8 protein-coding genes are annotated in these 14,259 nt (G+C 39.6%); 2 read left to right on the forward strand and 6 right to left on the reverse strand.

The window, feature by feature from the left end:
• Window positions 1–50 precede the first annotated feature (50 nt).
• The 5 genes from cas9 to T7867_RS06655 form a co-directional block, all read right to left on the reverse strand.
• On the reverse strand, window positions 51–4,427 hold the full coding sequence (gene cas9 / locus T7867_RS06635) for a type II CRISPR RNA-guided endonuclease Cas9 (protein ID WP_068217077.1): 4,377 nt from the start codon (window positions 4,425–4,427) through the stop codon (window positions 51–53).
• A gap of 369 nt (window positions 4,428–4,796) precedes the next feature.
• On the reverse strand, window positions 4,797–5,522 hold the full coding sequence (locus tag T7867_RS06640; protein ID WP_068217079.1) for a LytR/AlgR family response regulator transcription factor: 726 nt from the start codon (window positions 5,520–5,522) through the stop codon (window positions 4,797–4,799).
• A 10-nt stretch (window positions 5,523–5,532) separates the two neighbouring features.
• Entirely contained in the window at window positions 5,533–6,585 is a 1,053-nt protein-coding gene (locus T7867_RS06645) for a sensor histidine kinase (RefSeq protein WP_068217081.1), read from the reverse strand.
• An 82-nt stretch (window positions 6,586–6,667) separates the two neighbouring features.
• Window positions 6,668–7,984, reverse strand: coding sequence for an NAD(P)/FAD-dependent oxidoreductase (locus tag T7867_RS06650; protein ID WP_068217084.1), 1,317 nt, complete (start codon window positions 7,982–7,984; stop codon window positions 6,668–6,670).
• Between the two features lie 314 nt (window positions 7,985–8,298).
• Window positions 8,299–8,835: a hypothetical protein gene (locus T7867_RS06655; protein WP_068217086.1), complete on the reverse strand. Its 537-nt coding sequence runs from the start codon at window positions 8,833–8,835 to the stop codon at window positions 8,299–8,301.
• A 391-nt stretch (window positions 8,836–9,226) separates the two neighbouring features.
• On the opposite strand from T7867_RS06655, the gene T7867_RS06660 reads away from it, so the two are divergent.
• Together T7867_RS06660 and T7867_RS06665 are read left to right on the forward strand one after the other, a co-directional pair.
• Window positions 9,227–9,571 (forward strand): hypothetical protein, encoded by a 345-nt coding sequence (locus T7867_RS06660; RefSeq protein ID WP_068217088.1) that lies wholly within the window; start codon window positions 9,227–9,229, stop codon window positions 9,569–9,571.
• A 37-nt stretch (window positions 9,572–9,608) separates the two neighbouring features.
• On the forward strand, window positions 9,609–10,520 hold the full coding sequence (locus T7867_RS06665) for an IS3 family transposase (protein WP_068217090.1): 912 nt from the start codon (window positions 9,609–9,611) through the stop codon (window positions 10,518–10,520).
• A 247-nt stretch (window positions 10,521–10,767) separates the two neighbouring features.
• On the opposite strand, the gene uvrA is transcribed toward T7867_RS06665, so the two are convergent.
• Window positions 10,768–13,644, reverse strand: coding sequence for an excinuclease ABC subunit UvrA (uvrA, locus tag T7867_RS06670; RefSeq protein ID WP_322299989.1), 2,877 nt, complete (start codon window positions 13,642–13,644; stop codon window positions 10,768–10,770).
• Window positions 13,645–14,259 lie beyond the last annotated feature (615 nt).

Consider the following 14,259-nt stretch of genomic DNA (forward strand, 5'->3'; position numbering starts at 1 on the left):
CTTTAGAGGCTCTTTTAAACACCCTTGGAAAGCTTAAAGTTGTCCTCTAATTATGCGATTCTTTCAGTTTTAAGCTTACCTAGAGAGTTTATCTGAATTTTTAAACATTTCTCTTTAATTGTTTCACCCGTTATAGCTTTCTCTGCCTTATTCAGACTTCCAAATTCACCGACTTTTTGCTTAGCATTATATTTCATAATAAGCCTCGAAATATGATGTGGAATGAAATGACACTCATTGCCTGTTGAGCTTACCATTTTATAGATACGGTTGGTTTGATCTTTAGAAAGGTTTTTAAGGTCTACTAAATGTGGGTTTTCTATCTCTTCTTCTGTAGGTACGTAAACTAGGTCATTTGGAGAAAGAGAAAACAGGAAGAGACCTAGTTCCGGCTTAATCGGTACTGAGGTTCGTTGTTCAGTAGGCAAAGAGGCAACCTGTTTTTGATGTACAATTACTTGGTGGAGTGGTACAGTCTCAAAATTTCTTTTTTGCTTTTCTTCGTTCCAATATACGGCAAAAAACAGGTTGGTGCCTTTATCTGCCTCAACATACTTTTGGTTTTTAGGCGATTTTGCATCCTCAGAAACAGGGAACTTACTACCAACTTCAAACAAAGGGACTTTGTATATGGGGGCGTGTGGTTTGCCCTCATTGAGTACTTCTATATTCTCATTGAGTTGCTTTATTCCCGACTGGCTAAATGCAGCTTCATAATTAGGCTTACCTTTTTCATCTAAGTACTTATTTAGATGGTTTGGAATGATTACCTCACGTATCCTTGCATCATAAATTTTTTCAACATGTTTTTCGCCCTTGATCTCACCGAGCGGGGTTCGGTTGGTAGTTTTGATTTTACCCTTTCCAACACTTTCAACTTTGGCTGAAACCGTGGCTTTATGCATGGATTTTCTTATGGCCCAACTATCTCCTTTGGTTTGTGGTATAAGCTTTTTCTTTTGTTCTCCATTAACATTTCTCCATTGCCAAGTTTTGTTAGAACTCTTGTTAATAACCCTCAAGTTTTGTTTAAAACTAATGACAGTAGTTTCTAATTGATGCTTGGCATCAAGAGGAAAAGAAGACCAAGGAAGCTTATAGGCCTTGGCTATTCTCCTTTCTTTACCATTGATCAGCACTTTTTTAGTGTTTCTTAGTTTGGATACTAGGCTGTGGTTATTTCTTTCTGTGTTAAGAGAGGTAATGTAGTTTACATGATCCTTGGTACATGCTGCAATAACTAATGCATCCAATGTGTGGTGCCTATGGTCTATTCTTTTTTTGTTGAACCCTTTGCTGAGTTCTTTCGGAACAGTTATTCTAAATGCGTTGATTTTATTGTCCCAAAAGCCAAAGTCTGTTGTGCCCGTTAAATTATTCAGTCTTTCAAACCTATGAGTAACAACCTCATTCCATTTTTCATTAAGCCCCCAATCTTGCTTTAACTGACTGGTGATTGACCCTGGTATGGTTAGTATGTGTTTAGAAATGGCTTCTCGCTCCTCTTCTTCCCGAACAATATTGCTAAGAAGGTTTCTCACATACTTACTGATAAATCTACTATCGTTTAACTGTCTATTGATAAACCCTTCTGGCACATCATAACTTAATAGGTTTTTCAGCTTTGTTCGGTTCCGCTTGAAATACCTTTTACAATGTTCCGTATACTTATCTGAGCTTAATATTTCTACTGTTTTTCCAGCAAATTCTACTTTTTCATTCCCATGGTTAGTTATAAACTCGAGTGCTGTTTTGTTATCCTTAAGGGCATTTACACTACTTTCACAAATTACCTTGTTGGCTAAGGAATCATCGAAAAACCTTGACCTTGGGATAATATGTTCTATTTCATACTGATTCGAGAAAAGTTGACTTAATGGAATAACTTCACCTGTATAAGGAGATATATAGCCTTGTTCTAGCCAAAGCCTATACCTATTTATATCTTTAGAACTGGGTGTATTATTTTTGCGGATTTTCTCTATCTCATCTTCGACATTTTCTATCGATTGGTAAACCCCTTCTTCATAAATTTTAAGTATCTCTTGGTGGCTTGGAGAGTAGGGTTTAGCATCTATATTGTTCTCCTTTAGGTTCCTTAGAACTTCTTTAATTCTGTAATTGGTGTTTTCGTTTTCTTGAATCTTTTGAGAAAGTTTTTTACGCTTAATGGCAGGGTTTTTCATTTCTCTACCAAGCTCTACATGGATTTCATCAAAAAAATCTTTTTGCCCTTGCCCATAATGTTTCCAAATATCTCTTACCACTCTCAGGGCTTCTGTAATAAGCTGTTCTACAATGGGGTTTCTTAAACTATGCTGTTTGAAATCTTTTAAGTATTTGTCAATGTCAGAAGGAGTCTGCCACTTCTGATTTTCCTCATTTTCAGAATGTCTATTATAAGCCACATAGCAGGCTAAAGAAGTGGGTAGCCCTTGAAAACTTTTGGTGTCGTTTAGGTGCAACGCCAATTTTCTCGCGCGAATGCTAATTTTATCATCTGCCTCGCCATTAACGATTTTTTCAATTCTCTGTAAGGTTTGAGGTCCTAGGTTTTCTGCTTTCCAGTATTTACCTCTTCTCATAAGGGGTAGAATCTTTTTGATTGCCTTTAATGAGTACGAGGCATAATCGTTTTTAAATGGAGGAAATTTTTTGAAGTTTTCAACAAACGACTCTGAATCAAGCTCTCTTTTTTCCGCAAATGTTACAAGTGCTTTTTCAAATTCGGTCTTATCGGTAACTGAGTAAATTATATGCCATAGGTCAAGCTCATTCTTTTGGGTTAAAAATTTATCGGGTTGGCAGTTGCGTACTTTTTCTAGTCTTGATAATAATTGAGCTTTAAACTCACCCATTTCATATTTTTTATCTTCGGGAAAGTTCCATCGGATTGTTGGATTATCCTTCTTTTGCTTTGGAATGAGCTTTTTCTGTGTGAAGTATTTTAGTGTTTTATTTTGGTCAACCTCTCTCTGGTGAGATAACCAATGATAAAGTTCAGCAAAATCAGAATCTGATTTCAATAGCTTTTCGGTAATACTAACTTCTTGTCCTTCAACGATTTCTTCTTTGTCATAAAACCGGAGATTAGAAATGAATTGCCAAATACGAAATTCTTGAAAACTAGGATGGGACTTTGGTGCTCCCTGTAGTGAAACTTCAATGGTTTCTCCACCATTGTTTTTATAGGTTCGTTTTTCGTATTGGCAATGAGCAATTAGGTGTTTTTGGCTTTTAAGAGGTCTTTGGTAAAAAATGATATCCTCTATGAATAAATACTTGAAGCCTCGTTGCTTGATGTTTGATCTGTGAGCTGAATTTTTAGGGTATAGTTCTAGAGTAGCCTCTTTATATAACGCATCATTCCTAAGCTCTCTATGAAAGGATGTTTGTTTATCAAGAATAGCCTCAAGTTCCTTTTTGTAATATTTCCTTTCAATTGTCTTTATAAGGCTACCTCTAATTTTCTGTTCGGGGTTTTCTAATAAGCTTTCATAAATAAATTCACCAACATGAAGCCCAGATTTTTCTAAAACAGACTCTGTGCGCTTTTTCACAAGCCCCCAATCATCTTCTTTTGGAGCGCGAAAGCTCCGAGATACATTTCCATCTTTATCCAATTTTTCACTACCATCTGCATTCAGGTGAGTTGTGACGATGAACTTTTTGTTTAAACCTTCCCAGTCTTTTAGAGAATCTTTGCTTTTCCGTCTGTAAACCCAGCCATTTTGAAGGTGAACATTATACCAAGTGCCTGATGGTGAGGTGTCATGAGTTTGTTCAACACTGCTTACCTTTAATTCATAGAATTCTTCTTTCTTATTGGAGTTAGTATCTTCCTCTTCCCCTCTTAATTGATAGTACCCTCTTTTTTGATTGAAGTTTAATAGTAACCAAGCTAATTCTTCCTTTTCTATTTTCTTTTCTAGAGCTTTCTTTCTCAAATAGTAGATGGTCCAATCATAAGGTATTGCTCCATTATAGCCTCTCCTTTTAAAGTCCTCGACCATTTCTAAGAAAGAGCTCTTAAATAGAAATTGGTATTTGACTTTACTGGCTACTTGTTCTGGGTAATAGGCTATTTTGGGCTCTTTATTAGGGTAGAATTGACCTTTCCTTTGTTCAAAGTCAATCTCGTTTTTGTAGTGTTCAGGTAAAAATCCCAGTACATTAAGGCTTCGATGAAGTCTCTCTCTTCTTAGCTTAGTTCGCTGATATAACCTTCTTATTGACCTGTAATGTGTGCGGTCAGCGGTTTGAGAATATGACTGGCCTGTTTCAAATGTTCCCAATATGTCTTGGGACATAGGTATAATTCTACTACCCGCCCCACTAATTTTCCCTGCTTTACTTTCAAAGTCTTGTTCAATAAGCGCCCACCCAATACTATTGGTTCCCAGATCAAGCCCTAAAATCTTTTTCATGATGTGCTATTTTATATTTAAAAAGTTCTTTTTAGATTGAAATACAATTTGAAAACTAGTCACAATAAGGATTATTCCGTTGTGAAAACATTTAAAGCGGCCTCTACGGGTCGCTTTTTTTGTTCCAATAAACGTGAGGTCTTTCAGGTGTGTCTTTCAGAACAGGCACAGAAGTACTTTATAAAAATTGGTATTTACAAGTGGTTTTTTATGGTTTAATCAATTTTAGGTTGGTAGGGTTATTGAAAGTTGTTGCTTTTAGGCTACAGCTTCATTAAAAGAGTTGACCACAAAAAAACCCTGACGCGTAACGTCAGGGCCAATAAACACACACAATAACCTCGCGAGCGCGAGGTTTTCTTTAACGAGTTATAAACTCATCATTTCTTTAAATCGGGCAGCTTGCCTACGGCTTACTTCCACTTTGTCTCCACCTCTGAGTACAACCATTAAGCCTCCGTTAAACCAAGACTCAATACTTTCTACCCAAGTAAGATTTATAATATGCTTACGGCTGGCACGGAAAAAAGATCTGTCGTCTAACTTCTCATCTAATGCATTCAATGATTTATGAATCATTGGCTTAAAATTATCGAAGTAAATTTTGATATAATTTCCGTCTGACTCGAATAAGCGGATGTTTTCCAACTTAACAAACCAGCACTTATCTCCATCTTTAACAAATACTCGGTCGCTAGGACCTAGTTTAGAAGGCTCAGTTTCTGTTTTTTCTTCTTCTTTTTTAGACTGACGAGCAATTAACTTACTCACAGTTTCTTTAAGTCTGTCTGGCTCAATCGGCTTTAGCAAATAATCCATTGCGTTATAGTCGAAGGCTTTCAGCGCATACTCATCATAAGCTGTTGTAAATACTACATCAGGCACAGAATCTAGAGACTCCAATAGTTCAAAACCAGTTTTACCAGGCATTTGAATGTCTAAGAATAACAAGTCTGGCTTCAGACTGTTTATTTTTTCTTCCGCATCCTCAGCATTCACCGCTTCTCCCACAATTTCAATCTCTTGAAACTCCTGCAAAAGGTTGGTTAGCTCTTTACGAGCCAATCTCTCATCGTCTACTATTAGTGCTCTCATAGATTATTAATTATATGCGCTGAGGTATTTTCACTTCAGTCACAACAAACTTATCATTTTCGTTATAAATATTAAACGTGGCGGTGTCGCCATAGATTAATTTAAGCCTTTCCTTCGTATTTATTAACCCAACACCCGTTCTATTGGTTGGTTTTTTCTTGATTCCGCTCAGCTGACCACTGTTTCTGATCTTAATGGTGAGCATAGAATCGGTTACATTCGACTGTATTTCAATGAGGCCACCTTCCATTAGGTTAGAAACTCCATGTTTAATGGCGTTTTCAACTAACGTTTGCATCATCATAGGTGGTATATCAAAATGGTCAGACCGTGGGTCTATTTTATACTTTATCTTCAATCGTTCTTCAAAACGAATGCCCTCTAACGCCAAGTAATCTTTTACTGTATTTAGCTCATTTCTGAAGTTTACCACTCGTTTTTTATCCGTAATCAGCGAGTTTCTAAGAATGTTAGAAAGCTGTGTAATGGCTATTTTAGCCTTAGTAGGTTCTTCATCTACCAAAGCCCTCATGCTATTGAGTGCGTTAAAGATAAAGTGAGGATTCAATTGAGCCTTAAGTTGGTTGAGGTGCATTTCGTTCATGGCGGCCTCATACTTTAACGAGCGATTGTTACTCTCTAAATAATGGTAGAGAAAATACACTGTAGACCACAAAACAAAGAGCACAAAAGAAGAACCAAATAGCAATGGAATTTCGGTTTGCAAACTCTGATCGCTCGGAGTTCTGGTGCCCACAACAAAGTATAGGCTAAAGGAAAGAATGTTCCCTATGATGGAAGCTAGTAGAATTACGCCCAGTATTCTTGGAATAACCTTGGTAATGTTGATTTGTAGCCACCCTCTTTTTATGGTAATGCCCCTAATGAAGTAATGAGAAAGGAGGAAAAAGAAAATGGAATGAATGGTAAGCTCAATGCGCTGGTTTCTTACCACTTGCTCGCCTAAGCTTTGAGGGTCGAAGCCTTGAGAAATGAAGTTAGCCGAGAAGTACAACCCCCAACCTACTAATTGCAAAATCCAGTAAAGTCTTCTCTTTCTCATTTTCGAAATTGAAAAATAAGCAAACTTAGCCTTTCGTAGAAAAGCAATAATACAAGAGGTTAAGAGCTAATATGGTTGGAAATCAGAGAGTATCTCCTGGTTTATAGTTCTTATTCCTTAAAAATGTTCTGATGATTAATCTGGTGCCACGGTCATAAGTCATGTAATTCCATATCCAGTTGGTTAGTATAACCAGTCTGTTTCGGAAACCAACTATAGACATCAGGTGAACAAACATCCATACCATCCAGGCAAAAAGGCCCCCAAAATGGAATTTAGGTAAATCTACTACCGCCTTATTTCTACCTACTGTGGCCATTGAGCCTTTGTCTTTATACTGGAAAGGCTTCCAGTCAGCCTGACTTTTTCGCTTTAGGTTTTTAGCCAAATTGGTGGCCTGCTGAATGGCTACCGGAGCTACCATAGGGTGACCTTTAGGAAAAGCTTCACTGTACATTCCCGCAATATCGCCAAGCGCATAAATGTCTTTAACACCTTCCACTTTATTGAAGCTGTCCACGGCTATTCTTCCTCCTTTCAGGCTTTCTTTCGGAAGTCCGTCAACAATGTTACCAGTTACCCCAGCCGCCCAGATTACCGTTTTGGCTGGAATTTGGGTGCCATCGCTAAGCACTACATCTCTTCCATCGTAAGACTTGAGCATGGTCTTTACCCTCACATCGATGTCGAATTCTTTCAAATACTTTTCGGCTTTTTGACTAGATTTTTCCGACATTCCAGCCAATAAACGCGGACCAGCATCTACTAAATGGAGCTTCATTATATCGAAGTTAATATCGGGATAGTCTTTAGGTAGAACATGCTTCTTTAGCTCTCCTAATGCTCCGGCTACTTCAACTCCCGTTGGGCCACCGCCTACAATCACAAAGTTTGTAAGGCGGTCTTTTTCTTCATCATCTTTAGCTAAAACTGTTTGTTCGAAGTTCTGAAGCAAATGACTTCTGAGGTTAAGCGCCTGTGGCACCTGTTTCATCGGAAAAGTACGATCGTACATTTGCTGATCTCCGAAATAGTTGGTTTTAGACCCATTAGCTATTACTAAGAGATCATAGCTCAGTTCGCCCACTAAGGTTTTGATACACTTCTTCTCTGGATCAATTCCTGTAACGCGCGCCATTCTAAAGTAGAAGTCTTTGTGTTTTTCAAAAAGCTGGCGCAACGCTCCCGCAATAGAGTCTGGCTCTAAACCAGCGGTAGCTACCTGATACAGCAACGGCTGAAAGGTATGGTAGTTATGCCTGTCTAAAAGGACGATTTGATAATTAGAGTTTTTGAGGGATTTTACCAGTTGGATGCCAGCAAAACCACCTCCAATAATAACCAGTCTAGGTTTATCAGAGGTTGGAATCTCCAGATGGAGATGGTCGAATGGGCTCATATTAGTGGTTTGTGGTTATAACATGAGCCTTTCATTTTGGGTTCTTAAAATGAAACAAATTTGATGGAACATTGAAGAGTCAAAAAGTGTTAAAAAGACAAATAATAGCTAGAACACTATAATAGGCCATTGGGCCTTCCGTTATAGAGACAGAAAAAGGCAATTAAAATCGATGATTGAAGTCGGGCAATCGAGCCTGACGATGAGGTGTTAGATTAAAGTGTTGATTTTAATGTTTTGGTTGAAGATGGTGCTGTTCGCGTATGCGGCAGCACTATTTTTTTGTCTTATTCAAAATTATTTAGCCTATCCGACTAATGTAGTTTTCGATAGCCAGTTCCCTCTAGTTTATATTTGGCCTTGAAATCCTGAATCTCTTCATAAGAGAGGTCTTTTCCAAGGTAGGTTCGATTTCCTGGGTTCTCATTAACAAATAGCCCTTCTTTATAGTAAAAGTGAAGAACGCTTAATATGTCAGAGATATGATTTCGATTATATATTAGAAAATTATAGTTATATTCTTTACCACCAGTTTTCACGCTAATTTTATTTTCTGTGCCTGATAGAAAATAATAGCCATACCGATGAAATATCTTTTGATTCTGATAAGTATTAAATGAGATGTTCAGACCGTTTACCTCTAAAATATTAATTTTTTCTCCGTTAAGAGTGATGTCCTTTTCTGTTAAGACAATTTCCCCAATGTAATCACCCAGTATGGGCTTTTCTCCGATATCGAAGTACAAGCTTCCTATTGCACCCAATCCGCCAATTGCCACAAGCGCGTTAACTTGATGCCCCTGAAAAGTGGCGATTAAATAGCCTATGGCACCCACAAGTATAAAAATCATTAGCCCTAAAGTGCTCCTTGACGGTTTCTTCCAAAAGGGAGGTTCATAAAGACTTGATTCAAACTTGGGCAAGGTCTGTTGCGGTTTACTTGGAAAAGATAACTATTTCTGTTTTCTCATCCCTAACGTAGGGAGGGATCTGCCAAACGACTCTGTCTGGTTGATTCTTCGGCTTCGCTCAGAATGTAAAAGGAGACTCGGATTGCACTAAAATTCCCCTCCTGTTTTAGGGGGGGTAGGGGTGGTCAGCTCGTCTTTCAAAGGTAAGCAGTATAGTTTTTAGCCAGAATCGGTGTCCCCACCGATTCACTGAGCGGTTGTCTTGGTGAGGACACCAAGGACTAGCACGTTTGTCTTGTCCTAAAATAGGTTTACACAAATAAGTGTAAAAATGAACAAAAGGTATGAGACAAGTTTTAAGCATAAGGTATGCCGAGAGTATCAAAAGGGAGGTGTAACCAAAGTAGAGTTGCAATACAGATACGGTATTGGAGGAAAGTCAGCCATCGTCAACTGGCTCCGAGATTTCGGCTATATTGCAGATAATCGAATAAAGCCACATAGCGCCATTACATTGTCAGCGAACGAGAAATCAGATTCTGCCCAGCTCAAGGCACTCAAGAAAGAACTAGAAGACGCTCAGCTTAAGTTGGAAGCCTACCAGCGAATGATTGCAATAGCAGAGAAGAAGTTCAAGATTGAGATTGAAAAAAGTCAGATTCCAAGTGATCCATGAGATGAAAGACACCTACCATGCGGTAAGCTTGATATGATTGTGTCGATTACTTGGTGTTAACCGCCAGGCCTATTATCAGCATTTATGGGTAAGAGAAGAAAAGAGCATTGAAGAGCACCTGATAGTACAGCAAGTACATCAGATAAGGAAGACCCACAGACGTATGGGAGGTAAGCTGTATGAATTATTAGAGCCATTTATGCTAGAACACCAGATTAAGATGGGCAGAGACGCACTTTATGAGCTGTTGGGCAGAAACCATCTGTTGGTTAAAAAGAGACGTAGCAGGGTCTATACCACACAATCATCTCATTGGTTGAGGAAGTACCCGAACCTGATAAAAGACCAGTGTATTGACAGAAAGAACCAAGTATGGGTGAGTGACATAACCTACTGGAAGTCAAAAGGTAAAAACTACTATATATCTTTTGTAACCGATGCTTACTCAAAGAAGATTGTCGGATATAGGATGTCTGATACCCTTGAGGCAGTAGAATCAGTGAAAGCGCTCAAAATGGCTGTCTCTGGCTTAAAGAAAGAGCCAGACAGCTATTTACCGCTCACCCATCACTCAGACAGAGGAATACAATATTGTTGTAAAGAATATGTAAAGCTATTGCAGGACAACCAGATCAACATAAGTATGACAGAGCATGGAGATCCGCTTGAAAATGCAATAGCCGAAAGAATCAATGGTATTATAAAAAGTGAATATCTCGATAATTATGAGGTAGATAACCTCACGGAAGCCAGCGCTTTACTCAAAGAAATAGTAAAGCTATATAATGAAGAAAGGCCACACATGAGCTTAGGTATGTTGACTCCAGAACTAGTACACAATCAAAGTCTAAACCCTAAGAGAATATGGAAGAACTATTACAAGAAAAAGCCTGATATTGTAAACCCAGATCAGGACAATCAAACAACTGTAAATCTATTACAGTACTAAACGTTAAACCTGTAAACTTTTTTTAGGACGAGTCAGTTGGTTTACGAGTGCTCTGCGAACTCCGCGCCCTTTGCGGTTATTAATACTCCCCTCATTCTTCGCCAAACTCATAAAGAAAAGTGGCTTGGGTTCTTTCCCATCCCGACCGTAGTGGAGAGATCTGCCAAACGACTTTGGTTGGCAGATTCTTCGGCTTCGCTCAGAATGGAAAAGGAGATGCGGATTGCACTAAAATTTTCCTCCTGATTTAGGAGGGGTTAGGGGAGGTCAGCTCATCTTTCAAAAACTTAGCAGTATAGCTTTTCTTGCTTTTAGCCACTTCTTCTGGAGTTCCTTGTGCCACAATCTGACCGCCTTTGTCACCACCTTCAGGGCCAAGATCTATAATATGGTCGGCTACTTTGATGACATCTAGGTTGTGCTCAATGATCAGAACAGAATTGCCTTTGTCGACTAAGCGATTCAGTACGTCTAACAAATGCTGAATATCCTGAAAGTGGAGGCCGGTAGTAGGCTCATCCAGAATATAGAGTGTTTTACCCGTATCTTTCTTAGAAAGCTCAGTAGCCAGTTTTACCCTTTGGGCTTCTCCACCAGAAAGGGTAGTGGCATGCTGACCAAGTGAAATATAGCCTAAGCCAACATCATTCAAGGTCTTGATTTTCCTAACAATCTTTGGCTGATTTTCAAAGAATTCAACGGCTTGCTCCACCGTCATATCTAGTACGTCTGAGATAGACTTTCCTTTGAATCGAACCTCAAGTGTTTCGCGATTGTAACGCTTTCCCTTACAGGTTTCGCAAGGCACATGAACGTTCGGCAAAAAGTCCATTTCAATGAGCTTCATTCCAGCCCCTTCACAGGTTTCGCAGCGGCCACCTTTCACGTTGAAGGAGAATCGGCCGGCTTTATAGCCTCTAATTTTTGCTTCTGGCAACTCGGTGAATAAGGTTCTGATATCTGAGAATACACCAGTGTATGTAGCCGGGTTCGATCTTGGTGTACGTCCAATTGGTGACTGATCAACTTCAATCACCTTATCTATTTCCTTCAGCCCATCGATTTCATTGTAAGCCAATGGCGCTTTTCTAGACCTAAAGAAATGGTGGTTTAGAATAGGGAAAAGGGTGTCGTGAATCAAAGTAGACTTTCCACTTCCTGAAACTCCCGTAATGCACACCATTTTACCCAAAGGAATTTCGAGTGTTACATTCTTCAGGTTGTTACCGCTTGCACCTTTCAAGGTTAAGCTATTTCCAGAACCTTTTCTTCTTTCTTTCGGAATCTCAATCTGCTTTTCTCCTTTCAGGTATTGAGCTGTGGTGCTTCCTTCTTCGAGGAAAGTTTTTGGCTCGCTGGCAGCTACAATATTTCCACCGTGTCTACCTGCTCCCGGTCCAATATCTACGATAAAGTCTGAAGCGAGCATCATATCTTTATCGTGCTCTACCACGATGATGGTATTACCAATATCTCGCAGGTTTTTCAGGGCACTTATCAGCTTCACATTATCTCTCTGATGCAGGCCAATACTTGGCTCATCCATAATATAAAGCACTCCCACTAGCTGCGTACCAATTTGAGTAGCCAACCTAATTCTTTGTGCTTCTCCACCAGAAAGCGTCCTCAAAGGTCTGTTTAGAGTGAGGTAATCGAGGCCAACATCTAGCAAAAAGCCAATTCGTTTTCTAATTTCCTTCAGAACTTCAGGGGCAATCTGATTCTGTTTGTCAGTTAGCCTTTCTTCCAAGCCAACGAACCATTGAGACAAACTCTCAATATCCATTTCTGCTAGTTGAGAAATGTTGGTATCGGCAATTAAGAAGTGAAGTGATTCTTTTTTCAACCTTGCTCCATCACAGGTAGGGCAAGTTTTTACGGTCATGAAGTCGGAAATCCACTGGCGAGTTTTCTCCGTTCCTTCTTCCATCTGCTTCTCTAGGAATTTGATGATTCCTTCGAACTTGGTGTTCCAGCTGGTTCCTGGGTATTTCTTTGAACTGACAGCCACGGGAACATCATCTCCATAGAGAAGAGTGTCTAAAACTCCATCTGGTAAGTCCTTGATAGGAGTAGTTAAATTGGCCTTGTTCTTTTTTAGAATCGCTTCTAGTTTCTTGAAAATCCAGATGTCACGATAATCTCCAAGAGGGGCAATACCTCCTCTGCTTATGCTCAAATTCGGATCTGGAATTACACTCTCTTTGCTTATTTCTTCAATTTGACCGAGTCCGTTACAGGTCTGGCAAGCACCGTATGGCGAGTTGAAAGAGAAGTTATTCGGAGCAGGTTCATCGTATGAAAGACCAGTTTCTGGGTCCATCAAAAACTTAGAGAAATGGTGAATTTGGTTGTCTTCATCACGAACCATCATTACCCCATTACCGTGATTCATTGCAGTTTTAATACTTTGAGCAATTCGGAATCTATCGTTTGGATCTGCAATAATCCGATCGATTACGATTTCAATGTCGTGAGTTTTGTAACGGTCTACCTGCATTTTAGGCACCATTTCCATCACTACTCCATCTACTCGAACCTTAGTAAAGCCCATTTTACGAATCTGCACAAAGAGTTCGCGGTAATGCCCTTTTCTACCTTTCACCACAGGGGCTAGAATGATGAGTTTCTTCCCTTCGAAATTCTTAATCAGGTGATCTATAATCTGATCTTCCGATTGGCGAATCATTGGTTTGCCACTCAGGTAGGAGTAGGCAATTCCTGCTCGTGCGTACAAGAGTCTGAGGAAATCGTAAATCTCGGTTAGTGTACCGACAGTAGACCTTGGGTTTCTGGAGGTAGTTTTTTGCTCAATGGAAATTACCGGGCTGAGGCCGTTAATTTTGTCTACATCGGGACGCTCCATATCGCCAATAAAAGAGCGGGCGTAAGCCGAGAAACTCTCCATGTACCTGCGCTGCCCTTCAGCATAGATGGTATCGAAAGCCAATGATGATTTTCCTGAACCTGAAATACCGGTGATGACTACCAGTTTGTTTCTAGGAATGGTAACATCGATGTTTTTAAGATTGTGCTCACGAGCCCCAAAAACTTCAATGTTTTCATGCCCTGAAATATCTACAGGAGCAGGTTCTATATTCACATTTTCTTTGAATTTTTCCATCAGATCTGGCTGCAAACGCAGAATCGACAAAGGTCAGGATTTCACAACGCAAATACAACTGAGGGTGAATGATTAAAGTTTCGGGTTTTGGTTAATTAGGGAAACTGGTGAATTGGGGAAATGGGCAATTAGGAAAATGGGCAGATCCTTCGGCAAGCTCAGGATGGAAAGGTGCAGTGCTCTACCTTTGACAAACTTGAGTAAGCTATTGCTTTAAAGTCAATTGCTGTGGAGGTTTTGGAGATATAAGTTTGTCAAAGGTTCTTCAGCATCACCATCAGTGTCTCTCGTGAGGACACTGATGATTATTTGTTCTTAGCTCATTGGGGCATACTTTTTATTGGGCAGATCCTTCGGCAAGCTCAGGATGGGAAGGTGCAGTGTCTACCTTTGACAAACTTGAGTAAGCTATTGCTTTAAAGTCAATTGCTGTGGAGGTTTTGGAGATATAAGTTTGTCAAAGGTTCTTCTACATCACCATCAGTGTCTCTCTTAGAGGACGCTGATGATTAGTTGTTTTCAGAGTTTTGGATGATCCTTTCTGTTGGGCTGATCCTTCGGCAAGCTCAGGATGGGAAAGTAGTTGGACTGTCACTCGGTATTAACCTTTGACAA

The sequence above is a fragment of the Roseivirga spongicola genome (assembly GCF_034376045.1).
GTDB lineage: Bacteria > Bacteroidota > Bacteroidia > Cytophagales > Cyclobacteriaceae > Roseivirga > Roseivirga spongicola.

Coding starts and splice junctions, on each gene's coding strand:
- T7867_RS06655 (WP_068217086.1), bottom strand. CDS start 8,835: ATGATTTTTATACTTGTGGGTGCCATAGGCTATTTAATCGCCACTTTT.
- T7867_RS06660 (WP_068217088.1), top strand. CDS start 9,227: ATGAACAAAAGGTATGAGACAAGTTTTAAGCATAAGGTATGCCGAGAG.
- T7867_RS06640 (WP_068217079.1), bottom strand. CDS start 5,522: ATGAGAGCACTAATAGTAGACGATGAGAGATTGGCTCGTAAAGAGCTA.
- T7867_RS06645 (WP_068217081.1), bottom strand. CDS start 6,585: ATGAGAAAGAGAAGACTTTACTGGATTTTGCAATTAGTAGGTTGGGGG.
- uvrA (WP_322299989.1), bottom strand. CDS start 13,644: ATGGAAAAATTCAAAGAAAATGTGAATATAGAACCTGCTCCTGTAGAT.
- cas9 (WP_068217077.1), bottom strand. CDS start 4,427: ATGAAAAAGATTTTAGGGCTTGATCTGGGAACCAATAGTATTGGGTGG.
- T7867_RS06650 (WP_068217084.1), bottom strand. CDS start 7,984: ATGAGCCCATTCGACCATCTCCATCTGGAGATTCCAACCTCTGATAAA.